Origin of the sequence: Bacillus sp. FJAT-25509, from assembly GCF_001420605.1 — a bacterium.
Lineage (GTDB): Bacteria > Bacillota > Bacilli > Bacillales > Bacillaceae_G > Gottfriedia.
Map to the genome: position 1 here is coordinate 349,220 of NZ_LJIZ01000013.1, position 23,375 is coordinate 372,594.

The 23,375-nt window shown below is 33.0% G+C and carries 20 protein-coding genes; 15 read left to right on the plus strand and 5 right to left on the minus strand.

Going from position 1 to position 23,375, the window contains the following annotated elements; translation table 11 throughout:
- Positions 1-27: 27 nt before the first annotated feature.
- Together AN960_RS09020 and chbG are read left to right on the plus strand one after the other, a co-directional pair.
- Complete coding sequence (locus AN960_RS09020; RefSeq protein ID WP_056469865.1) at positions 28-1,365, plus strand: 6-phospho-beta-glucosidase; 1,338 nt, start codon at positions 28-30, stop codon at positions 1,363-1,365.
- A 79-nt stretch (positions 1,366-1,444) separates the two neighbouring features.
- On the plus strand, positions 1,445-2,161 hold the full coding sequence (chbG, locus tag AN960_RS09025; RefSeq protein WP_056469868.1) for a chitin disaccharide deacetylase: 717 nt from the start codon (positions 1,445-1,447) through the stop codon (positions 2,159-2,161).
- Between the two features lie 58 nt (positions 2,162-2,219).
- On the opposite strand, the gene AN960_RS09030 is transcribed toward chbG, so the two are convergent.
- Positions 2,220-4,952, minus strand: a complete 2,733-nt coding sequence (locus AN960_RS09030; RefSeq protein WP_056469870.1) for a sigma-54-dependent transcriptional regulator — start codon at positions 4,950-4,952, stop codon at positions 2,220-2,222.
- Between the two features lie 148 nt (positions 4,953-5,100).
- Here AN960_RS09030 and rpoN point away from each other — a divergent pair, with 148 nt between their 5' ends.
- From rpoN to AN960_RS09080, 10 genes are all read left to right on the plus strand, one after another.
- Entirely contained in the window at positions 5,101-6,402 is a 1,302-nt protein-coding gene (rpoN, locus tag AN960_RS09035; RefSeq protein ID WP_056469872.1) for an RNA polymerase factor sigma-54, read from the plus strand.
- Positions 6,403-6,415: 13 nt separating this feature from the next.
- Complete coding sequence (locus tag AN960_RS09040) at positions 6,416-6,655, plus strand: glutaredoxin family protein (RefSeq protein ID WP_429898851.1); 240 nt, start codon at positions 6,416-6,418, stop codon at positions 6,653-6,655.
- 192 nt (positions 6,656-6,847) lie between these two features.
- Positions 6,848-7,876, plus strand: a complete 1,029-nt coding sequence (locus AN960_RS09045; RefSeq protein ID WP_056469873.1) for a sugar-binding transcriptional regulator — start codon at positions 6,848-6,850, stop codon at positions 7,874-7,876.
- Positions 7,877-7,917: 41 nt separating this feature from the next.
- Positions 7,918-8,925 (plus strand): type I glyceraldehyde-3-phosphate dehydrogenase, encoded by a 1,008-nt coding sequence (gene gap / locus AN960_RS09050; protein ID WP_056469875.1) that lies wholly within the window; start codon positions 7,918-7,920, stop codon positions 8,923-8,925.
- 242 nt (positions 8,926-9,167) lie between these two features.
- Positions 9,168-10,349, plus strand: a complete 1,182-nt coding sequence (locus AN960_RS09055; RefSeq protein ID WP_056469877.1) for a phosphoglycerate kinase — start codon at positions 9,168-9,170, stop codon at positions 10,347-10,349.
- A gap of 78 nt (positions 10,350-10,427) precedes the next feature.
- Positions 10,428-11,183: a triose-phosphate isomerase gene (gene tpiA, locus AN960_RS09060; RefSeq protein WP_056469880.1), complete on the plus strand. Its 756-nt coding sequence runs from the start codon at positions 10,428-10,430 to the stop codon at positions 11,181-11,183.
- Positions 11,183-12,715 carry a 2,3-bisphosphoglycerate-independent phosphoglycerate mutase gene (gpmI, locus tag AN960_RS09065; protein ID WP_056469881.1) on the plus strand — a complete coding sequence of 511 codons (1,533 nt, stop codon included), beginning with the start codon at positions 11,183-11,185 and terminating at the stop codon, positions 12,713-12,715. Before tpiA ends, gpmI begins: the two co-directional genes overlap by 1 nt.
- A gap of 66 nt (positions 12,716-12,781) precedes the next feature.
- A complete protein-coding gene (gene eno / locus AN960_RS09070) occupies positions 12,782-14,077 on the plus strand; it encodes a phosphopyruvate hydratase (RefSeq protein ID WP_056469884.1) in 1,296 nt (431 codons plus the stop codon).
- Positions 14,078-14,302: 225 nt separating this feature from the next.
- Positions 14,303-14,704 (plus strand): hypothetical protein, encoded by a 402-nt coding sequence (locus AN960_RS09075; protein ID WP_056469887.1) that lies wholly within the window; start codon positions 14,303-14,305, stop codon positions 14,702-14,704.
- Positions 14,705-14,823: 119 nt separating this feature from the next.
- Positions 14,824-15,186, plus strand: coding sequence for a hypothetical protein (locus tag AN960_RS09080; protein WP_056469890.1), 363 nt, complete (start codon positions 14,824-14,826; stop codon positions 15,184-15,186).
- Between the two features lie 37 nt (positions 15,187-15,223).
- On the opposite strand, the gene AN960_RS09085 is transcribed toward AN960_RS09080, so the two are convergent.
- From AN960_RS09085 to AN960_RS09095, 3 genes are all read right to left on the minus strand, one after another.
- Positions 15,224-15,640 carry a hypothetical protein gene (locus AN960_RS09085; RefSeq protein ID WP_056469892.1) on the minus strand — a complete coding sequence of 139 codons (417 nt, stop codon included), beginning with the start codon at positions 15,638-15,640 and terminating at the stop codon, positions 15,224-15,226.
- 167 nt (positions 15,641-15,807) lie between these two features.
- A complete protein-coding gene (locus AN960_RS09090) occupies positions 15,808-16,023 on the minus strand; it encodes a hypothetical protein (RefSeq protein WP_056469894.1) in 216 nt (71 codons plus the stop codon).
- Between the two features lie 20 nt (positions 16,024-16,043).
- Positions 16,044-16,610, minus strand: coding sequence for a sigma-70 family RNA polymerase sigma factor (locus tag AN960_RS09095; RefSeq protein WP_056469897.1), 567 nt, complete (start codon positions 16,608-16,610; stop codon positions 16,044-16,046).
- A gap of 614 nt (positions 16,611-17,224) precedes the next feature.
- On the opposite strand from AN960_RS09095, the gene AN960_RS09100 reads away from it, so the two are divergent.
- From AN960_RS09100 to AN960_RS09110, 3 genes are all read left to right on the plus strand, one after another.
- Positions 17,225-18,484, plus strand: coding sequence for an MFS transporter (locus tag AN960_RS09100; protein WP_056469900.1), 1,260 nt, complete (start codon positions 17,225-17,227; stop codon positions 18,482-18,484).
- A 257-nt stretch (positions 18,485-18,741) separates the two neighbouring features.
- Complete coding sequence (locus AN960_RS09105) at positions 18,742-20,274, plus strand: Ppx/GppA phosphatase family protein (protein ID WP_502692533.1); 1,533 nt, start codon at positions 18,742-18,744, stop codon at positions 20,272-20,274.
- Between the two features lie 184 nt (positions 20,275-20,458).
- On the plus strand, positions 20,459-22,576 hold the full coding sequence (locus AN960_RS09110) for an RNA degradosome polyphosphate kinase (protein WP_156339648.1): 2,118 nt from the start codon (positions 20,459-20,461) through the stop codon (positions 22,574-22,576).
- Positions 22,577-22,771: 195 nt separating this feature from the next.
- On the opposite strand, the gene AN960_RS09115 is transcribed toward AN960_RS09110, so the two are convergent.
- A complete protein-coding gene (locus AN960_RS09115; RefSeq protein ID WP_056469911.1) occupies positions 22,772-23,338 on the minus strand; it encodes a DUF2238 domain-containing protein in 567 nt (188 codons plus the stop codon).
- Between the last annotated feature and the right edge of the window lie 37 nt (positions 23,339-23,375).

Consider the following 23,375-nt stretch of genomic DNA (forward strand, 5'->3'; position numbering starts at 1 on the left):
TACTATCATATAGAAGGAGTGAAGAAAATGAGAAACGGTATTAAAATTGCAACAATTGGTGGCGGTTCAAGTTATACTCCAGAATTAGTAGAAGGATTTATTAAACGTTATGATGAACTACCTGTAAGAGAGTTATGGCTAGTGGACATTGAAGAAGGTAGAGAGAAACTTGAAATTGTTGGAAATCTTGCGAAAAGAATGGTAGAAAAAGCAGGGGTACCAATGGAAATTCATTTAACCCTTGATCGACGTGCTGCTCTTAAAGATGCTGACTTTGTTACGACACAATTTCGTGTAGGTTTACTTGAAGCGCGTATGAAGGATGAGCGTATTCCTTTAAAATATGGGGTGATTGGCCAAGAAACAAATGGTCCTGGTGGATTGTTTAAAGCACTTCGTACAATTCCAGTTATTTTAGATATCGTTAAGGATATTGAGGAGCTATGTCCAAATGCTTGGCTAGTAAACTTTACGAATCCTACAGGTATTTTAACAGAAGCGATTTTAAGATATACAAATTTCCGTAAAGTAGTTGGTTTATGTAATGTACCAATTCATATTCACATGAACATTGCAAAAGGTCTTGGGGTAGAATCTGAGCGTGTGCATATTGATTTTATGGGATTAAATCATATGGTTTATGGAACAAAAGTATTATTAGATGGTGAAGATGTAACAAGTCGTGTTGTAAGTGAGTTTGCACGCCCTGCTGAAAGTATGACGATGCAAAATATTAAGGCAATGGATTGGAATCCTGATTTTATTGAAGCACTTGGAGCGATTCCATGTCCGTATCATCGCTACTACTATCAAACGAAAGTAATGTTAGAGGAAGAGCTTGAAGCGGCGAAAAAAGATGGTACGCGTGCTGAGGTTGTAAAAAAATTAGAAGAATCATTATTCGAATTATATAAAGATCCTAATTTAAATATTAAGCCACCACAATTAGAAAAACGCGGCGGGGCTTATTATAGTGATGCTGCATGCCGATTAATTTCGTCATTATATAACAATAAAGGTGATATCCAACCTGTTAACACAATGAATAATGGAGCTATTGCATCAATTCCTGATGATTGTGCTGTTGAAGTAAGTGCCGTTATTACAAAAGACGGTCCAAAACCACTTACGATGGGTGACTTGCCAGTTGCGGTACGCGGTTTAGTTCAACAAATTAAATCATTCGAACGTGTTGCTGCGGAAGCTGGAGTAACTGGTGATTATAAAACAGCATTACTTGCTATGTGTATTAACCCATTAGTTGGATCTGATAATTTAGCAAAACAAATTCTAGATGAAATGTTAGAAGCTCACAAAGAGCATTTACCTCAATTCTTCAAAAATGAAAAAGTAGCAGCAAATTAACGATTAAAAAGAGGGATGTAGCTCGAATGAATGAGTGCGTCCCTTTTTAACATACAAAAATGAAAAAGGGGAATGAATGATGACGAAGCTTATTGTGAATGCAGATGATTTCGGCTATTCAAAGGGTGTAAATTATGGCATTATTGAAACGCATCTGAATGGAATAGTGAACTCAGCGACTATGATGATGAATATGTATGCTGTGGAGCACGGGATCGAACTAGCGAAATTACATCCTTCATTAGGACTAGGAGTACATCTTGTATTAACAGCGGGTAAACCATTATTAACAGATTTACAAACAATCGTAGATCAAAATGGTGCTTTCCTTAAAAATAGTTATTGGTATGACAATCCGGTTGCTAATGTAGAAGAAGTTGAAAAGGAATGGGATGCGCAAATTCAAAAGTTCCTTTCCTTTGGTTTGAAGCCTACACATCTAGATAGTCATCACCATGTGCATATGATTCCAATCCTACACCCAGTTATTGCAAAACTATCTAAAAAGTATGATCTTCCAGTCCGTATTTCTCCAAAAAGTAAAATAGACGGGATCACCCCTTTTACAGATCAATTATTAACCGATTTTTATGGAAGTGACATTCCAGCAAACTATTTTGAGACAATAGAAGAAAGAATAACTAACGGTATAGAGTCGGTAGAAGTTATGGTACATCCTGCATTAGTAGATAATCATTTGAAAAATGGTACTTCTTATGGCTTTGAAAGATTAACAGAACTAGATATCTTAACGAACGCCAAACTTCCAAAGGGAGTAGAGTTAGTAAAATATTAAAATAGAATGTAAAAAGCCAGTTTCTTCGCTTGGAAGTAACTGGCTTTTTTGACTCAATTCAATTATTAATATAAATGTCTTCTACTATACTTTTGATGCTGTCTTCATCATGTCTAGAATAAAATTCCATTAAGTAACATATTTCATCATCAGGTATGATAATGTCACAAGCATCCTCAATTTGCTGCAGTATTTTTTTAATTTTTAAATATAGCATATAGTCACTATTTATTTTATCTTCTTTATCTTTAAATGGGATTAGAGGTTGAGCGTTTTGAATCCGATCAATCATACAGCTCATATGAATCACAATTCCCATTAAATCTTCATTCTTGAAAAATTTATTAGTCTGAGCTTGTATATCATTTAAAGCACGCCTAATCACACTAATTACTTTTTTAGCATCCTTTAAAGAAATCGTATCTTGTAATGTTTCAGCCATTTTTAAGTACGTTTCTTCATAAGTAATTAATTCTTGTATTTTTTTTGTAGCCTTCATATTTAATACATCCTGTAAGTGGAACATATTAAATGGAACATTTATATCAAAATTCGAAACAATACAAACGATACTTCGTTCTTTAGATATATCATTTAACATTTTTTGTAATTCGTTTTTATTTAAAAGGCTAATTGGCACGATTTCTAGCATCTCTTTATCATAGACCAAGTTATTCGCTAGTATATTTTTAATGGCTATTGCACTTCCCTGACCAGTCAGACATGCAGTTAAAATGACAGAACGATTAAATTCAGGTTGTTTCGTTTTATTAGAATGAGAATTGATGAAGAAAGTAGTTAAGTTTCGCACGTCCTGATAAAGCTCGTCTAAATTATATCCTAGTGTTGCTTTTCTAGAAGCTTCGATTACATGTGCGGTACTTACCATTTGAATCACTCGTACAGGAATTGAAAATTCGGCTTCAATTATGTCACCGATATAAGATAGTGACCCCATATCGATGCAAAGTAGAATTCCATTTAATTTGCCTAATGATTTAATATAATCTTTTACGCGAATTAAAAAATCTTGTGGTGGCTCACTTAATGGCATATCAATTCCGATAACTTCCTCGTTTTCTAGAAGCTCATTTGTTACATTTGCCATCTCTCTAGCAATACCATTACCGTGAGCTAAAACTATTACTTTCACATTTGAACTAGGCACTTTATAATCTTCGTTTCCATATACAAAAAACATCGTTATAAATGCTACTTCATCAAATGGGATTGAAACATTTGAAAAATCTTCAATCATTTTTACACATTCAATTGAAACGGAAAACTCATGCTTATATTGATCACGGATTTGCGTAATATTTGGATGATAAATTTTCTTGTTTGACTGTATACGTTGTAATAGCGTTTGTATATGTAGGCTAAGAGCAACAAGTATTTTTTCATTAAATCTCTTACTTAATTTTTCTTCTGCTAGTTTTAGTACTTTTTCACTTAGCGTAACGATTTCAGGCTTGATTATTTTTTGGACATTTTCTTTACTAGATAGTTTACGATTAATAGAAGTTAAATAATGCGTAAAATAGCTTTCGATATCGTTTTCCATTAGTAAGGATAACTCGTCCTGAGCAACGCCACGTTGTTTAAGTTCTTCATATTTCGTATCAATTCGGTCATAAATTGTATCTGCAGAATGATCCAATTGTTGGTTACTAGTTATACCCTTTGTTGGTGAAAACTCGAAATGCTCGTTTAATAGTGTGACTGCATGCTTCACTTTTTTTTCAATGAATAAGCCTTCCTTCACATACCAGTTCAAATCAGTACTATAAATACGTATTTTGTCATGTTTATGTGTAATAAAATCTGCGTAAGCCTTTGCACAAGCTAATTGAATATCGGCTTTAAGTTGTCCGATATTGTTTTGACACGGATAAAATAGAAAAGAGCGAATAGTATTTGCACTTACAACAATTTCTTTTCCTAGACGAACACTTTCTTCCGTGAAAAATCGTTTAATCAGTGTTAATCTCTCTTCGTATGTTCGATCACGAAGAGCTGGTAATGTAATGACCATAGGGATTCGGCGTGTAAACGTAGATAATAAAGTAGACTCGGGATCCTCTGTTGTTGCTGAAATGATTAAAACATTCGATGTTCGTTCGTTTTCTGTCTCTCCTAGTCTTCTATACAACTTATAATCAATGAACGTAAATAACATTTCTTGACCTTCAGGAGTAAGTCGATGAACCTCATCTAAAAATAATATTCCGTTATTTGCTTTCTCAAGTAGACCTTTTTGTTCCGTTGCACCTGTATAAGCGCCTTTTCGTACACCGAATAGCTGACCTAATAATAGTTGAGGATTATTAGCGTAGTCTGCGCAATTAAAAATAATGAATGGAGAATCCTTTTCTAAAACATTCGAACGAATTGCGTAATCATGCATTCTTTTAGCAAAAGCAGATTTACCAACACCAGTCTCACCGAGTATTAATGTATGCATACCATTTGGTGGATAGAGAATAGCTGATCTTGCTTTTTCAATGGCAGGTCTTAAACTAATATTTTCATCGTAAAAATATTCATATTTATACTCCGAACTTGCTATCTTAATTTGAGATTTATTCGATTGTTGTAAAGTATGAGATAGTAGTTTAAATACGACCGGTCTAGAATTTGTTTTAATTAATAATTCTTCTTTAACTAATTTATTTAAATCACTGCTAACGTTTGCCCTATCTAAACCAAGGTTTTGAGCAATCTCATTAGCGGTAAAACCTTGCTCCTTACTTTGAAGAAAAACTTCATAAATCTGATTTTTTCTGTTCATAATGGCCCACCCATCATAAAGAGTTGTATACTTTTACTATACAGGAAAAAGTAAACGTTTTCACTATATTTAAATTAGTATAACAATTCGTCAAGTACTATGAAAAAGTTAAATATCGAGTAAAATAGTAATAAGGGAGTGAAGTAGTATGGAAATGAATTTAATGCAAAAACAATCATTGAAACTTGCAATGACTCAGGAACTACGACAAGCCATTACAATGCTTCAATTTAATGCCCAAGAACTTACTGATTTTTTATTTGAGCAATCATTAGAAAATCCCTTAATTGAAGTCGAAACTCCTTATAACGATTACACTTCTTCAAAAATCAAACAACAAACTACTTCCAACGGACAAGGAATGGAGTTATATACTCGAAGAACAGAAACTTTACAAGAAGAACTTGTTAGTCAGTTAAATGAGTTGAAAATTGATAATGAGGAATATAAAATTATTAAATATTTGATTTATAACCTAGATAAAAATGGATTTTTGATGGAATCAGATGAAGAGCTTATACATGATTTAAATATTTCTCTCGTTCAGTTACAAATCTGCATTGAAATACTTCAACGTTTTGAACCCTCAGGAGTTGGAGCAAGATCTGTTAAAGAGTGCTTATTGATTCAACTAAATGGCCTTGAAGTTGACACAACTATTGCAAAACAGGTCATTAAAGATTATTTTGATCTATTTGTTAATAAAAACTGGAAAGAAATAGCGAAGAAACTTAAGATTAGCTTGCCTGATTTACAAAGGGAAATTGACTTAATTTTAACCCTTCAGCCAAGACCAGGTTTAAATTATTTCCAAGACCAGGTAAATTATGTAGCACCTGATTTAACAGTCGAAAAAATAGGCGGAGAATTTGTTGTACTTATTAATGATAAAATTATGCCACGTTTAAAAGTACTTAATGAATATTCTTCAATTTTAAATGGTCAACATGAGAAAGAAGTATCAGTTTATTTAAAGGATAAAAATACTCAAGTTAACTGGTTAATGAAAAGTTTGGAAGAACGAAAATCAACGATGTTATCAGTAATGAATTGTATTCTTCGAAAGCAAATTGCTTTTTTTGAAAAAGGTCCTGCAAATTTAAAAACTCTTACTTTAAAAGAGATAGCGGAAGAACTTTCATTACACGAGTCAACAATAAGCCGTACTTGTAAAAACAAATATGTCCAGACACCGTTTGGTTTGTTTGAAATGAAGAAATTCTTCCATCAAGGTGTAAGTGTAGATGGTGAGGAGCTTGCATCAACGAGTGTACAGGTTTTCATTAAGCAGCTAGTTGATGAAGAAAACAAAGAAAAACCATTTTCAGATCAAAAGCTAGTTGAATTATTAGCTGAAAAACATGGAGTGGAAATCTCTAGAAGAACTGTAGCTAAATATAGAGACATACTTAGAATTCCTGGTTCATCAAAACGAAAGCGCTTTAGTTAAAAAGGAGAATTAGATGTCGATTAAGTTAACTTTATTTACAAAAGAGAAATGTGGATTGTGTGAAGAGGCAAAAGAGGCAATTCATTTGCTCCAATCAGATTATGAAATCGAAGTAAATGAAATTGATATTTATTCTGATGATGCATTATTAGAGGAATATCAACTAATAATTCCAGTCATTCAAATGAATGGGGAAACTGTTGCATACGGTAGAATTCATAAAATTGACATATTAAATGCAATAAATGGGTAGTTATCAGTTGAAAGAAATGATTGACCCTGTTACAATGTAAATGTAGCAGGGTTATTTCACTTCTGGAGTAAATCTTGTTCAAAAAAACAACGTTGAAAAACGCTGTAATTTTTTTATAACAAGTGGGACATAATATGTCATAGTGGGACACATTTAGACCCGAGTGAATACTCTGTGAAAGAGGAGATGAAAATGAACCAAGTTTTAAAGCTACAACAAAAATTATTACCTGATCTAATACCCGTTATCCAAAAAAGATTTCAAATCCTACAATATATACGAATTATGCAGCCAATCGGTCGTAGAAATTTGTCTGCAAGTGTAGGTTTAACAGAAAGAGTACTTAGATCAGAAGTTGCTTTATTAAAAGAGCAAAGACTGATTAATGTTGCATCTTCGGGCATGACATTAACGGATGAAGGACTAAGCTTACTTCTAGACCTAGAAGAACCAATGCGTGAACTATTCGGTCTGAAAAATATCGAAGACTTGCTTAAGGAAACATTTAATCTTAAGGAAGTGATTGTTGTTTCAGGCGATAGTGACGAGCTGGACTGGGTAAAAAAGGAGATGGGTCGAGCGGCTGTAGGTTGTATAAACCAAAGGCTAGAAACAAATAATATTGTTGCTGTTACTGGTGGTTCCACTCTAGCTGCCGTAGCTGAAATGATGAATGATGACTCTAAAGAATTAAATACCTTATTTGTGCCAGCGCGAGGCGGCTTAGGCGAAGAAGTAAGAAATCAAGCAAATACAATTTGTGCAAAAATGGCTGAAATGGCAAAAGGTAATTACCGTTTACTACATTTACCAGATGAACTTAGTGAAGAAGCTTATCTCACTATGATGGAAGAACCAAGAGTAAAAGAGGTTCTAAATTTAATTCGATCTTCTTCAATTGTTGTACACGGCATTGGAGATGCATTTACGATGGCTAAGCGAAGACAGTCTTCATCAGAACAGTTAGAAATCTTAACTGAATCTAGAGCTGTAGGAGAGGCATTTGGATATTACTTTAATGAGAATGGTGAAGTTGTTTACAGAGTAAGAACAATTGGTTTACAACTGAATGAATTGGAGAATATACCATATGTACTTGCAGTATCTGGAGGATCTTCTAAAGCTAAAGCAATGGCTTCTTTCTTAAAGAAAGGTCATGTAAACATCCTCGTCACAGACGAAGGAGCAGCAAAAGAGTTAATTAAAGGATGTTCCCTTTAAAATAAAAAGAGATTCTACCTATTAAAAGGAGGAAATTAAAAATGGCAACTAAAATTGGTATTAATGGATTTGGACGTATCGGACGTATGGTTTTCCGCGCAGCTTTAAACAACCCAAACGTAGAGGTTGTAGCAATCAATGACTTAACAGATGCTAAAACTTTAGCTCACTTATTAAAATATGATTCAGTACACGGTTCAGTAAACGCTGATGTAGCAGTAAATGGCGATTCAATCGTTGTTAACGGAAGCGAAATTAAAGTAATTGCTGAGCGTGACCCAGCAGTTTTACCTTGGAGCGATTATGGAGTAGAAGTTGTAGTAGAATCTACTGGTCGTTTCACAGATAAAAAAGACGCTGAAAAACACTTAGGTGGATCAGTTAAAAAAGTAATCATCTCTGCACCAGCTTCTAATGAAGATATCACGATCGTAATGGGTGTAAATGATGACAAATACGATGCAGCTAGCCACAATGTAATTTCTAATGCTTCTTGTACAACTAACTGTTTAGCTCCATTTGCTAAAGTATTAGACGAAAAATTCGGTATCAAACGTGGTATGATGACAACTGTTCACTCATACACAAATGACCAACAAATTCTAGATTTACCACACAAAGATTTACGTCGTGCACGTGCTGCTGCAATGAGCATGATTCCAACAACTACTGGTGCTGCTAAAGCAGTTTCATTAGTATTACCTCAATTAAAAGGTAAATTAAACGGTGGTGCTGTACGTGTACCAACTGCTAACGTATCTTTAGTTGACTTAGTAGTAGAATTAAACGCTGAAGTAACTGCTGAAGAAGTAAATGCTGCATTTAAAGCTGCTTCTGAAGGTGAATTAAAAGGTATCTTAGGATATTCTGAAGAGCCATTAGTATCAATCGACTATAACGGTTGCACAAACTCTTCTACAATCGATGCATTATCTACAATGACTATGGAAGGCAACATGGTTAAAATCCTTTCTTGGTACGATAATGAAACTGGTTACTCAACTCGTGTAGTTGACTTAGTAGCTCACATCGCTTCAAAAGGTCTATAATTTTTAATAAAAATTAATATGAGGGTGAGGGGAATTTCCTCCCCTCTTTTGTTTGATAAAAATCCTCTTTTGTCACTAATCCAACACAATATAAAAAAATACTCTAGAAATAAATTCCAATTGATGTACATAATCTGTTAAAATTGCGGTGACAATATCACAGAATAGATACGACTTTGTATGAGACGGATCGACCAGTGAAATTGAATGGATGAATAAAAACAGTACTGGAGGCACCTACTATGAACAAAAAGTCATTACATGACATTGATGTAAAAGGGAAACGCGTTTTTTGCCGTGTAGATTTTAACGTACCGATGGCAAACGGAGAAGTAACTGATGATACTCGTATTCGTGCTGCTCTTCCTACGATTCAGTATTTAATAGAAAACGGAGCAAAAGTTATTTTAGCATCTCACTTAGGACGTCCAAAAGGACAAGTAAATGAAGACATGCGTTTAAATGCAGTTGCTACACGTTTAAGCGAAAAATTAGGTAAAAACGTTATTAAAACTGATGAAGCATACGGACCTAAAGTTCAAGAAGCAATTAGCAAAATGAATGAAGGCGATGTTTTATTATTAGAAAACGTTCGTTTCTACCCAGGCGAAGAGAAAAATGATGAAGCTCTAGCAAAAGAATTTGCTTCTTTAGCTGATGTATATGTAAATGATGCTTTTGGTGCTGCACACCGTGCACATGCTACAACTGCTGGTATTGCTAAATTTATTCCTGCGGTAGCTGGATTCTTAATGGAAAAAGAAATAAGCGTTTTAGGTAAAGCACTTTCTAATCCAGAGCGCCCATTTACAGCTATTATCGGTGGAGCGAAAGTTCGAGATAAAATTAGTGTAATTGAAAACTTATTAGAAAAAGTAGATAACTTAATTATTGGTGGAGGTCTAGCTTATACATTCTTAAAAGCTAAAGGCTATGAAATCGGTCAATCTCTTTTAGAAGAAGATAAAATTGATTTAGCAAATGAATTTATGCAAAAAGCCGAAGCTAAAGGCGTTAAATTTTATATGCCAATTGATGCAATTATTGCTGACAAATTCGGTGAAGATGCTAATACACAACAGGTTGATATTGATGGTATTCCAGCGGATTGGCAAGCTCTTGATATTGGACCAAAAACAACTGCTCTTTATGCAGATGTCATTAATAGCTCTAAATTAGTCATTTGGAATGGACCTATGGGTGTATTTGAAATCGATAAATTTGCTCAAGGTACTAAAGGAGTAGCACAAGCATTAGCAGATTCTGATGCGTACTCAATTATCGGTGGTGGAGACTCAGCTGCTGCTGCTGAAAAATTCGGTTTAGCAGATAAAATGAGCCACATTTCTACTGGTGGTGGTGCTTCATTAGAATTTATGGAAGGTAAAGAGCTTCCTGGAGTTGCGGTATTAAACGATAAATAAGTCTTAAAGCTTTACAATATTTAGTAATTGAAATAGAGTAAGATGTTATGTCTTACCAATTGTAGGAAGGTGTTTCTCATGCGTAAACCAATTATCGCAGGTAACTGGAAAATGAATAAGACGCTTAACGAAGCGATGACATTTGTTGAAGAAGTAAAAAATAGCATTCCATCATCTGATAAAGTAGATTCAGCAGTTTGTGCTCCTGCATTATTTATTGCACCTATGTTATACGGTACAAAAGGAACTGAATTAAAAATTGGTTCTCAAAATGTAAGTGATCAAGATAGTGGTGCTTATACTGGAGAAATTAGCCCAGTAGCACTTAAAGATTTAGGCGTAACTTATGCGATTATCGGACATTCTGAGCGTCGTGAATATTATGGCGAAACAGATGAGTTTATTAATAGTAAAACAAAAAAAGCTTTCGAACACGGTCTTACGCCAATACTTTGCTGTGGTGAAACGCTTGAAGAACGTGAAGGCGGTAAATTTGAGGAAGTTATTCGTACTCAATTAACAGTTGATCTTGCAGGTCTTACAGATGAGCAAGTAAAGAATTTAGTAATTGCATATGAACCGATTTGGGCAATTGGAACAGGAAAATCTGCTACAGAAAAAGATGCACAAGATTCATGTAAATTTGTTCGTGATGTTGTAGCAAGTCTTTATGATGAAACTGTTGCAGAATCTGTACGTGTTCAATATGGTGGCAGTGTAAAACCTGAAAATATTAAAGAATATATGGCTCAACCTGATATTGACGGTGCGTTAGTAGGTGGAGCAAGTTTAGAACCAGCTTCTTTCCTTGCATTATTGGAGGCTGTTAAGTAATGAGTAAACAACCAGTAGCGTTAATTATCCTTGATGGATTTGGTTTGCGCGATGAAACATTTGGAAATGCTGTTGCACAAGCGAAGAAACCAAATTATGATAGATATTGGAATAAATATCCTCATGCGCAATTAACTGCTAGCGGTGAAGCAGTAGGGCTACCTGAAGGACAAATGGGTAATTCTGAAGTTGGTCATTTGAATATTGGAGCGGGCCGAATTGTTTATCAAAGCTTAACGCGTGTAAATAAGGCTATTCGTGAAGGCGAATTCGAAAAAAATGATACATTCATCGATGCAATTAAAAGTGCAAAAGAAAAAGATAAAGCATTACATATTTTTGGTTTACTGTCTGATGGTGGTATTCACAGCCATATTAATCACATGTTTGCTTTATTAAAATTAGCTGCTGAAGAAGGTATGAAAAAGGTATATTTACATGCTTTCCTTGATGGACGAGATGTTGGTCCAACTACAGCTAAAAAATATATCGATCAAACAGAAGCAAAATTTAAAGAATATGGTGTCGGAGAATTTGCAACAATTTCTGGCCGTTATTATTCCATGGACCGTGACAAACGTTGGGATCGCGTAGAAAAATGCTATTGTGCAATGGTATATGGAGAAGGACCAACTTATACAAGTCCGTATGAATTAATTGAAGACTCGTATGCGAATGGTATCCATGATGAATTCGTTTTACCTTCTGTAATGGTAAAAGAAGATGGAACTCCAGTTGCAACAATAAGTGATGAAGATTCAATTATCTTCTACAACTTCCGACCTGACCGTGCAATACAAATTTCAAATGTATTTACAAACGATGATTTCCGTGACTTTGATCGTGGAAGTAAGTTCCCGAAAAATCTTCATTTCGTTTGCTTAACACACTTTAGTGAAACAGTACAAGGTTATGTTGCATTTAAACCAACTAACTTGGATAACACATTAGGTGAAGTACTTGCTCAAAATAAGTTAAATCAATTACGAATTGCTGAAACGGAAAAATATCCACATGTTACATTTTTCTTTAGTGGAGGCCGTGAAGCAGAGTTCCCAGGTGAAGAACGTATTTTGATTAACTCGCCAAAAGTTGCAACATACGACCTGCAACCTGAAATGAGTGCTTATGAAGTTAAAGATGCATTACTTAAAGAGATTGCTGCAGACAAGCATGATGTAATCATCTTGAACTTTGCAAATCCAGATATGGTAGGACATTCAGGAAAACTTGAGCCGACAATTAAAGCAATTGAAGCAGTTGATGAATGTTTAGGAGAAGTAGTTGATGCAATTCTAGCAAAAGGCGGAAAAGCGATCATTACTGCTGACCATGGAAATGCTGATGAAGAAATTACACCTGAGGGTGAACCTATGACAGCTCATACGACTAACCCTGTACCAGTTATTGTAACTGAAGAAGGTGTTACGTTACGTGAAGATGGTATTTTAGGTGATTTAGCTCCAACAGTTCTTGATTTATTAAAAGTAGAACAACCAAAAGAAATGACTGGTAAATCACTTATTAAATAAGTGAACAGTTAATATAAAAAAGTTTTTAATTAAGCGTATAACGCAACTAAAAGGAGAGATTTTATTATGTCAATGATTATTGATGTTTATGCTCGCGAAGTATTAGATTCTCGTGGTAACCCTACTGTAGAAGTAGAAGTTTATACAGAAGATGGCGGCTTTGGCCGTGCATTAGTACCAAGTGGTGCTTCAACTGGTGAATACGAAGCTGTTGAATTACGTGATGGAGACAAATCTCGTTACCTTGGTAAAGGTGTTGAGAAAGCTGTATCTAACGTTAATGATATTTTAGCTGAAGAAATCGTTGGATACGAAGTAACTGATCAAGTTTCAATTGACCGTCGTATGATTGAAGTAGACGGTACTGAAAACAAAGGTAAATTAGGTGCTAACGCAATCCTAGGTGTATCTATGGCAGTAGCTCGTGCAGCAGCTGATGAATTAGGTTTACCATTATACCAATACCTTGGTGGATTTAACGCGAAACAATTACCAGTTCCAATGATGAACATCATCAACGGTGGTTCTCACGCTGATAATAACGTAGACTTCCAAGAATTCATGATCTTACCTGTAGGTGCTGAAAGCTTTAAAGAAGCAATTCGTATGGGTACTGAAATTTTCCACAACCTTAAAGCAGTATTACATGATAAAGGTTTAAACACAGCTGTAGGTGACGAAGGTGGATTCGCTCCAAACCTTGGTTCAAACCGTGAAGCTTTAGAAGTAATCATGGAAGCAATTGATAAATCTGGTTATAAAGCTGGAGAGCAAGTATTCTTAGGAATGGACGTTGCTTCTTCTGAATTCTTTAACAAAGAGACTGGTAAATACGATCTTGCAGGTGAAGGACGCACTGGTGTATCTTCAGCTGAAATGGTTGATTTCTACGAGCAACTTTGCAATGATTTCCCAATCCTTTCAATTGAAGATGGTTTAGATGAAAACGACTGGGATGGTCACAAATTATTAACTGAACGTTTAGGTAGCCGAGTACAATTAGTAGGTGACGATTTATTCGTTACAAACACTAAAAAGTTAGCTGAAGGTATTGAAAAAGGTATCGCAAACTCAATCCTTATCAAAGTTAACCAAATCGGTACATTAACTGAAACTTTCGATGCAATCGAAATGGCTAAACGTGCTGGTTACACAGCAGTAGTTTCTCACCGTTCTGGTGAAACTGAAGATAGCACAATCGCTGATATCGCTGTTGCTACAAATGCTGGTCAAATTAAAACAGGTTCTGCTTCTCGTACAGACCGTATCGCTAAATACAACCAATTATTACGTATTCAAGACGAGTTAGGCGAAAGCGCGGTATACCAAGGATTAAAATCTTTCTACAACTTAAGAAAATAATTGAATCAAAACTAAGTGCATTAACAAAAAAAACATAATCCATTATAGACACGTTAAAAAGAGAAGGATCGTCACCTTCTCTTTTTTTTATTGATTAATTTTAAATTTTTTTAATTTATTGCACATAGGTTGAAAAAATCCTTGAATCTTTCACTTATATATACAAACACAAATACCGGTTTTGATGTTTTGTTTTAAAAAATTAAATTAATAGGAGAGATTCGAATGCCAGTTCCTGGAGAAATTTTTTTTGTTAAAAACTTAAGTAATGTTGATAAGACATATAAACAATTAAATGATGAATTTATTCGAAAAAATTCAGGAGGCTATAAAGATATTGTAACTGCTATAAGTCTCGGTGGGGCAGGTATAGTAGTAACGATAATAGGAGTATTTTTTGCAGCAGCTATCTATGCAGTAGCAGGTATTGCAATAACATTATTAGGGGTAGCAGATGGTGTTAAAAAGGCGCTTGATAATGCAAAATATACTTCTAATATGTCAAAGCTTAAAAGTGGAACCTATAAATACTTAAGAATAAAAACTGCGGTTTATAAGACATTTACAGGTTCTGCATCTGGTAATGCATGGAGCTATACAACAAAACAAACTGCACAATTCATCTAATAGTAAAAAATGTCATTGATTAACATCAATGACATTTTTTTGTAACTTTTGATGTTAAATTACTTTAGTAAAATCAAGTAAAATAATAATATAAATTACAATAAATAGGAGGTATTATAATGAGGAAATATGAGAAAGAGTTTATGAGTATTAATTGTTTTAAAGATATTAATTTTAAGAATGTGGAAGAATGCATTCGAGCTAAAAATTTTAACATTATCGAAAAAGTTGCACTAAGCGACGGGGTTATTTTTATACTTGAAAAGTTTTCTATTAATTTAGGTTGTAAATTAGTTACAACGATAATGATTTATGGAAAAGATAAAATTTTAGTAAAGATTGTAACCGCAGGAGGAAAGATAAAAGAGTTTCTAGATTTGGGTTCATTTAAAAATACGCATAATGAAGTTGTAGATATAGTTGAGGGTTTCTTAAGTCAGGTTAATTTTAAAGTAAACAAACAAAAAAACCTTATTAATTAAATAAGGATCTAAAATTTTTAGTATGAATACCTTACCCTTACCAGATATATGCTATTTGTATAGTTTGTTCGAATTCGGTCTTATTACCATTTTTTAAATCAAGATTATAAACATATAAAACATATTTTAGTTTTCCTTTTTTCTTTAACAAATTTAAAATCTCATATATTTTTATATCTTTCAGAGTATGGTAAAAAATTGATTTTATACCATCAATATTAAATAAATTTATTTCTTGAAACATTGTAAAGTTACATTTTGCTCCGAGTGTTTCAGATAATATCTGTAAGATTCTTTCTTCCCCAAAAGATTCAAAATCTTCTACTATATCTCTAGTATTGTGAGGTTGCTTTGTATATACATGATATAGGTCTTGAATATCGTTATAACTTAAAAAAATTGGTTGAAACTTTTTGTATAGAGTTCTAAACTCGGAGGTTTTAGTAGTTTTCATTTAATTTAACTCCTTAATTCTTTTTGTTTATAATTACCTTTAATTGCTTTAAATGTGCTAGTAATTCTACTTTTTTTAAACCAATATAATAGTTAAATAAGTACTACTATTGGAAAATCACAAATGTAATATTAGGTATTATCTCAGGCATCTTTTTCTCCTTTATATTATTTTTCATTGTCAATTTTTTGCTCGTTTATAAACTCAAAAAAACCAGGTGGTTCAGAGATAATATTATTGATATTTAAAAATTTCTCGTAGATTAATATTTTAATTTCCTGCGCTAAATCTTCTTGATTGGCATAAGTTACTTTCCTAACATGGCTGTTAATATAAAATTTGAGATCGTCTAATAAAGTTTGAAAATCCTCGTGACTAGGCATTAAAGCACAACTCCAAACATTTATGAATTAAATTTAGACTTAATTTGTTCAATAGCTTTTTTATGAATTCTATTGATATTTTGGGGAGAAGAGTTTGTCATCCTAGCAGCTTCAGTTTGTGATAAATGATGAAAATATATTAATTTAATAATTTGTTGCTGCTTTGGTGTTAAAGTTTTTATTGCACTTCTTAAGACATCGTTTTCTATTTGTTCAAAAGAATCCAAGCTACTATAGATATTAGGATTTTCATTAACGATAATATTGTTCTTTATACTTATTACGTCCAGTTTTATAGGTTTATCTATTGATAATATATTTCTGTTATTCAATTTATTTATTCGCTTATCGAAATCTATAGATTTATAGCGTATTAGACTTTTAAAGTAACTTTTCTTTCTAAATTCAAATAAAAACTTTTTAAAAGAAGAATCTATAATTCTTTGTTTTTCTATATCTGGATGTTCTAGATATGATACAAATAATAGAAAGTTTTTATTATCTTCGAGAAACTTTTCAACTATGAATCTTTTTTTTTCTTCTATATTCTCCAAATACTGAGAAACTTTTTTTCTATTGTTGTTCATAAAAAATATAACCTCCCTTATTAGTAAGATGTTTAATAATATAAGTGGTCATTATTATTAAGATTTAAACCTCAATAAAAAGCGTTCACAAATCTATCAAAATAAAGCTAGATAAATGAGTAGTACATTGCTTAAATTAATTACTAATTATCTAGAAACAAGTATGAAAAGATTAAGAAAATGTATCGAAGTAAAGTCTAATTAGGAAATAAATTATTAAATTATGGAGTGGTGAGAAAAAGAGGTGAAAGCATGTTAGAAGATAAGTTTTAGTATAAAAGAGGTAATAATATAATTGTAACAATAAAAAGTCAATATTAATGAGTTGAATAAATTGTTTCTGTGAAATCTATTAGGTTACTAATAATTGATACATACAAAATGAGTAAGGCTGCTGGTCAGATATTAATTTCCTTTCTTTCTTCAATGAGTTTAAATTTAATGTAAGTGGTGTCATCATCTATTTAATTGATCCGTTAGATAATTTTTGTATTTGTAATAATTAGGATTGATTATTAAAGAATCCTAATGTTAAAATAAGAATACGCGAACATTAGTTCTTGTGTTTGATTGAGATTAATTCGGAATGAATTAAAAATAAGAGAGGGGAAAAAATGTCTACATCTACTCCAACAGCTTCAAATCCTTCAATGGCTTCTTTGTTAAAAAATCCTTTTATCCAGACGATTCTTTCAGCAGGTTTGTTTATTCAAGTTGGTATTTGGATTCGTAATTTTGCAATATTATTATTTGTTGTGGAAAAGACAAATGGTGATGCAACTGCCGTATCACTGATTTCAGTTGCTGAATTTGCGCCGATTTTTATATTTTCTTTTATCGGTGGAACTTTTGCCGATCGCTGGAAACCAAAGCGTACAATGATTTGGTGCGATCTTTTAAGTGCTGTATCGATATTTGTTATTTTGTTAGCACTATTATATGGAACATGGAAGTTTGTGTTTTTTGCTACATTAGTTTCAGCAATCTTGTCCCAGTTTTCTCAGCCTTCCAATATGAAATTATTTAAAGTTCATGTACCAGGTGAGCAAATGCAAGCAGGTATGTCTATATTTCAAACAATGATGGCAGTCTTTATGATTTTAGGCCCAGTATTAGGTACGTTCGTATTTCAACAAGCTGGAATGCATGTCTCGATGGCAATTGTAGGTATTGCTTTTCTTATGTCAGCTCTAGTATTAACAAGGTTACCTAAAGATCAAGAAGAAGAAAAGGCAGAACATACAACATCATTAATGGAAGAGATGAAGTCAGGATTCCAATACGTTTGGTCTCGTAAAATTCTCATTTATTTAGGTGGAGTATTTGCAGCAGCAGGATTAGGTATAGGCCTTATACATCCATTAGCGATTTTTTTAGTAACTGAGCGACTAGGATTGGATAAGGAATATTTACAATGGATATTTGCTGCAAATGGAGCCGCTATGATTATAGGTGGTGGCCTAATAATGGTAATATCTAATAAGTTGGCACCGCATGTTTTATTATTAATCGGTATGGCGGTCAATGCGATTGGAATATTTGTAATAGGTTGGTCTGAGATGTTCTGGCTAACGTTAGTTGCTGAATTCTTTATCGGATTATTTATGCCTGCATTGCATATTGGTATTAATACAATCATCTTAAAAAATACTGATGAAAAGTTTGTAGGTAGGGTAAACGGTATATTAACACCATTATTTATGGGGGCTATGGTCATTACAATGAGCTTGGCAGGGATTTTAAAGGAGCATTTTTCTTTAGTCTCTATTTATCAAGTTTCAGCATTATTATTTGTTATTGGAATCATCATTATGGTACCAATGTTCAAGATTATGAAGAATGTCATAGTTGAGGCAAAATCAGAAAACTATTAATTAAAGCCTGATTATTCGTTAAGAGTAATCGGGTTTTTTATTGTGACTTTCGAGGAGTATATAACCATTGAAATCCAAGTGTGAATTTAAAATAAAATTGAATATTAAAGAGTCTTGGTAAATTAGTCGAATAGATAATTTATTTGATAGTATGACAAAAGTACCTATTCAACAAGAAAGGATTATTTATTGCCTATCTATTGATATAATGGAGGAACTAGAAATTTTACTAAATATTTAAATAAAGGATGAGAAGTTTGAAAGAGAAATACGGCATCATTGATATAGGTTCAAATACAATCAGACTTGTTATATATGAAAAAAGTAAAAGCGGGCGTATAAAAGAAATTGAGAATATTAAAACGGTAGCTCGTTTACGTAAATATTTAAATGATCAAGAAGTTTTGAATACTGAAGGAAAGAATATATTACTTAAAACACTTCTGATGTTTCAGGAAATCACTCGTCATCATAAAATTAGTGAAGTTAAATGTGTAGCGACTGCAACGATTAGACAGTCCATTAATCGAGACGAATTGATTCAACTAGTGGCCGAAAAAACTGATTTTACATTACAAATTTTATCGGGTTATGATGAAGCGTTTTATGGATTTCTTGCCGTTGTAAATTCTACTCCAATACAAGAGGGAGTTACAATTGATATTGGTGGAGGTAGCACAGAGGTAACTTATTTTAAGAATCGTGAAATGATCCATTTTCATAGTTTTCCATTTGGAGCATTATCTTTAAAGCAGGATTTTATATCAAGCAATATTCCAACTGCTGAAGAAATGAAGCAACTTACTCAATTTATACAAAAGCAATTTGAATCTTTAGATTGGCTTAGAGAAAAGCAAGTTCCGATTGTCGCAGTTGGGGGAAGTGCTCGAAATGTAGTACAAATCCATCAAAGTTTGGTTAATTACCCGATTACAGGTATACATCAATATGAGATGAATTTTGAAGAGATAAACTTCATAAAAAAACATCTTTCATCATTAGAGTTTGACCATATTTTAAGAACGGAAGGTCTATCAAAAGATCGTGCTGATATCATTCTTCCTGCAATTGAGGTCTTTAAAGAGCTTTATTCAATTGTTAATGCAAAGAGCTTTATTTTCAGTAATAAAGGCCTGAGAGATGGTATCTTTATGGAAGAGTGTATATTAAACGGAGAAAAGTTACTTCCTGATGTATTAGACAAAAGTTTTAGTGATTTAGAGAAAGATTATGATGTAAATATAAATCACGTAAATCATATTAAGGTTTTAGTAAACCAATTAGTAGAGCAAATAAATTTATACAATTTATATCAAATAAAGTATGGAGATATATTAGACATAAATCTAGCAACTCGGGTCTATAATCTTGGACAATACATAGACGAAGAATCAAGTAGTCAGCATACTTTCTATTTATTATCTAATCGTACAATTGAAGGATTAAGCCATAATGATCGCATAAAAATTGCCTTAATGGCTTCATATAAAAATAAAAATAGCTTTAAGCAATATGTTAAACCGTTTCTTGAGTGGTTTACAGCGGATGAGCTTAAGAAACTACGCTTTTTAGGGATCCTTTTAAAGTTTGCTAATAGTCTAAACGCATCGAAAAGAGAAGTAGTAAAGAATATTGAATTTAAATTAAACAATGATGACTTGATCGTACAACTTAAATGTATAGACGATTCAACAGTTGAAGAAATTGAATCTGAAAAACAGATAAAGCAATTAGAAAAACTATTTAATAAAACAACATATATCCATTTTGAAAAGCACAAATCTGAGTAATCAGATTGTGCTTTTTTATTTTAATTAAAAATTGTCATTAATTAACAATTTTTTCATATATTTACAATTTATTAACATGGCGTTAATAATGGGTAAATTTTATTATTGTAGGATTATGGAGTAGATATTAATTAAAAAATAAAGAGATCGTATTTCTAGAATATGTTCAAAAAGGGTGTAAATGATGATAGCGACAAAAGAGTATAGTGGTAGAAAAATAGAGTTAGCAGATCCACAATATTATAATAATCGAGAATTAAGTTGGCTTGCTTTTAATGAACGTGTTTTAGAAGAGGCCTTAGACGTACATAATCCTTTGCTTGAACGTTTGAAATTTTTGGCAATATTTAGTTCGAATTTAGATGAGTTTTTTATGGTACGTTTTGCTGGCCTAAAGGATCAAGTAAAAGCAGGTTTTAATAAGCCAGAAAATAAGGCTGGTTTAACACCAAAACAGCAACTTTCACAAATTTCAACAGTTGGTCATGAACTTGTAAATTTACAATATAAAACATTTACAGAAACATTAATTCCAAAATTAAAAGAGGAGAATGTTCATCTAGTAAAATATCATGAGCTTAGTGATCGTCAAAAAGATTATTTAGAAAATTACTTTGAAGAGCAAGTACTTCCCGTATTAACACCAATGGCAATCGATGCGTATAGACCATTTCCAATGCTATTAAATAAAAGCTTAAATTTGGCAGTTTATTTAGAAGATATGACAGGGGAGGAAGAAAAGCGCAATAAATTTGCAATTGTACAAGTCCCTTCTTTGTTAAAAAGATTTATATCAATACCTACACTTGATGAAAAGCATTGTTATATTTTATTGGAAGATGCTATTACTGCTTATATACATCTTTTGTTCCGAGGTTTTATCGTACGAGAAGTAGCGCAGTTTAGAATTACAAGAAATGCTGATTTGACGATTCATGAAGAAGGTGCGAGGGACTTACTTCGTGAAATAGAAATAGAGTTAAAAAAACGAAAATGGGGTTCGGCGGTTCGACTTGAAATTGGACAGTCTGGCGCGAGTGATTACATTTTAAACTATTTATTAGATGAGCTTGATGTACACGGTAAGGATGTATATAAGCTTGATGGTCCACTAGATTTAACCTTTTTATTTAGTTTTTATAAGGAATTAGAACAATATAAAGAGCATTTAGTATATGAAACATTAATCCCACAGCCACCACAAGATCTTGAAACTGATGAGGATATATTTGAAAAAATATTGGAACAAGATATATTGCTTCATCATCCGTACGAATCATTTGAGCCGGTATTAGATTTTGTATTAGATGCAGCAAATGATCCTGACGTCTTAGCGATTAAACAAACTTTGTATCGAGTAAGTGGTGATTCTCCTATAATTGAGGCGTTAAAGCGTGCAGCAGAAAATGGTAAACAAGTAACTGTTCTTGTAGAGTTAAAAGCTCGTTTTGACGAAGAAAACAATGTACATTGGGCAAAGGAATTAGAAAAAGAGGGCTGCCATGTTATTTATGGAATGACTCATTTAAAAACACATAGTAAAATCACACTCGTTGTTCGTAAAAAGAATGGAAGAATTGAACGATTTGTCCACTTGGGCACTGGCAACTATAATGATGCAACAGCAAAAATTTATACAGATATGGGACTAATGACTGCTAATCGACAAATCGGAGTAGATGCTACAAATTTTTTTAACTTCTTAAGTGGGTTTATGGAAAAGCCTGACTTTAGGCATTTATCTGTCGCTCCGTATAGTATTCGTCATGATTTTATTCGAATGATTGATGAGGAAATTGCTTTTCATAAACAATATGGAAATGGAAGAATCATCGCCAAAATGAATTCTTTAACTGATAAGCAAATTATTATGAAGCTATATGAAGCATCTAAAGCTGGGGTAAAGATTGACTTAATTGTTCGCGGAACTTGCTGCTTGCGTCCTCAAATAAAAGGTGTGAGTGAAAATATTCGTGTCATTAGTATCGTTGGGCGATTTTTAGAGCATAGTCGAATCTATTATTTTTATCATAATGGGGAGCAGAAAATCTTTTTATCATCTGCTGATTTAATGACACGTAATATGGAAAAACGAGTTGAAATCTTTTTTCCAATTTTCGCTGATCATCTAAAAAAGCGAATTATGAGTATCTTACTTATGATGCTCTTCGATACTGCAAAAGCACGTGAGCAAGATGAAAATGGGGTATATCAGTATGTAAAAAGTACTGGAAATGAGAAATATAATAGTCAAAGTGAATTGTTTAATTTGGCTTATAATGTGTGGGATGATGAAGAGTAATCACAGACTGAGTGTTCAACTTATCTTGATAATACAGACCCAAATAGTAACTAATTAAGAGTAGGATTAGGATTCAAATCATTTTAAAGGACAGAAAAAGCAGGGAATAGGATATTATAAAGACCCACAAGCATTTAATAATCTTGTGGGCCTTTTTATGAAGTTTATGTCTGTTCTTTAATGAAATGAAACTATCTACTTATTTTTTCTCGACCTTCTAGCAAACCCAATTGCGATAATGAGTGCTCCAATTGAGTCTGCGATTATATCTGTCATCGTATCAAAATTACCACCGCCTTGGGTATTAGTTCCAAAAAATTGGTCGCTACTGAATTCCCAAATTTCCCATAAGGCTCCACAAAATACTCCGAATGCAAATACAAATAGAAAAATGAATCCAGCTGACATTGCGCTTTGAGACTGTTTCGTTGTCAATTTTCCCAATAAATCAATTGCTAAAAATGCGACTAGTGTTCCACTTAGAAAATGTAAAAACGTATCCCACCAGCCTAAGCTATAAAATCTAAGCATTGAACCAAGACATAGGGACCCTATTAAAAAAGCAAAATAAGAGAGAATAAACGAAAATGCAAATCGAATTTTAAAAAATTTATCTAATATGAGTGGCACGAGTGCACAAACGAGGCCACCTAGTGCGATTGGATAGCGATAAGAATCGTCTTTTATGAAAAATATGACGAATAAGACAAGCATTAGAATAGCAAAGAAAATGCTTAAAAATGTTTGAATGCCTCTTTTCATTTCGAATCCCCCATTCATTCTGTATTTATCTCAATTC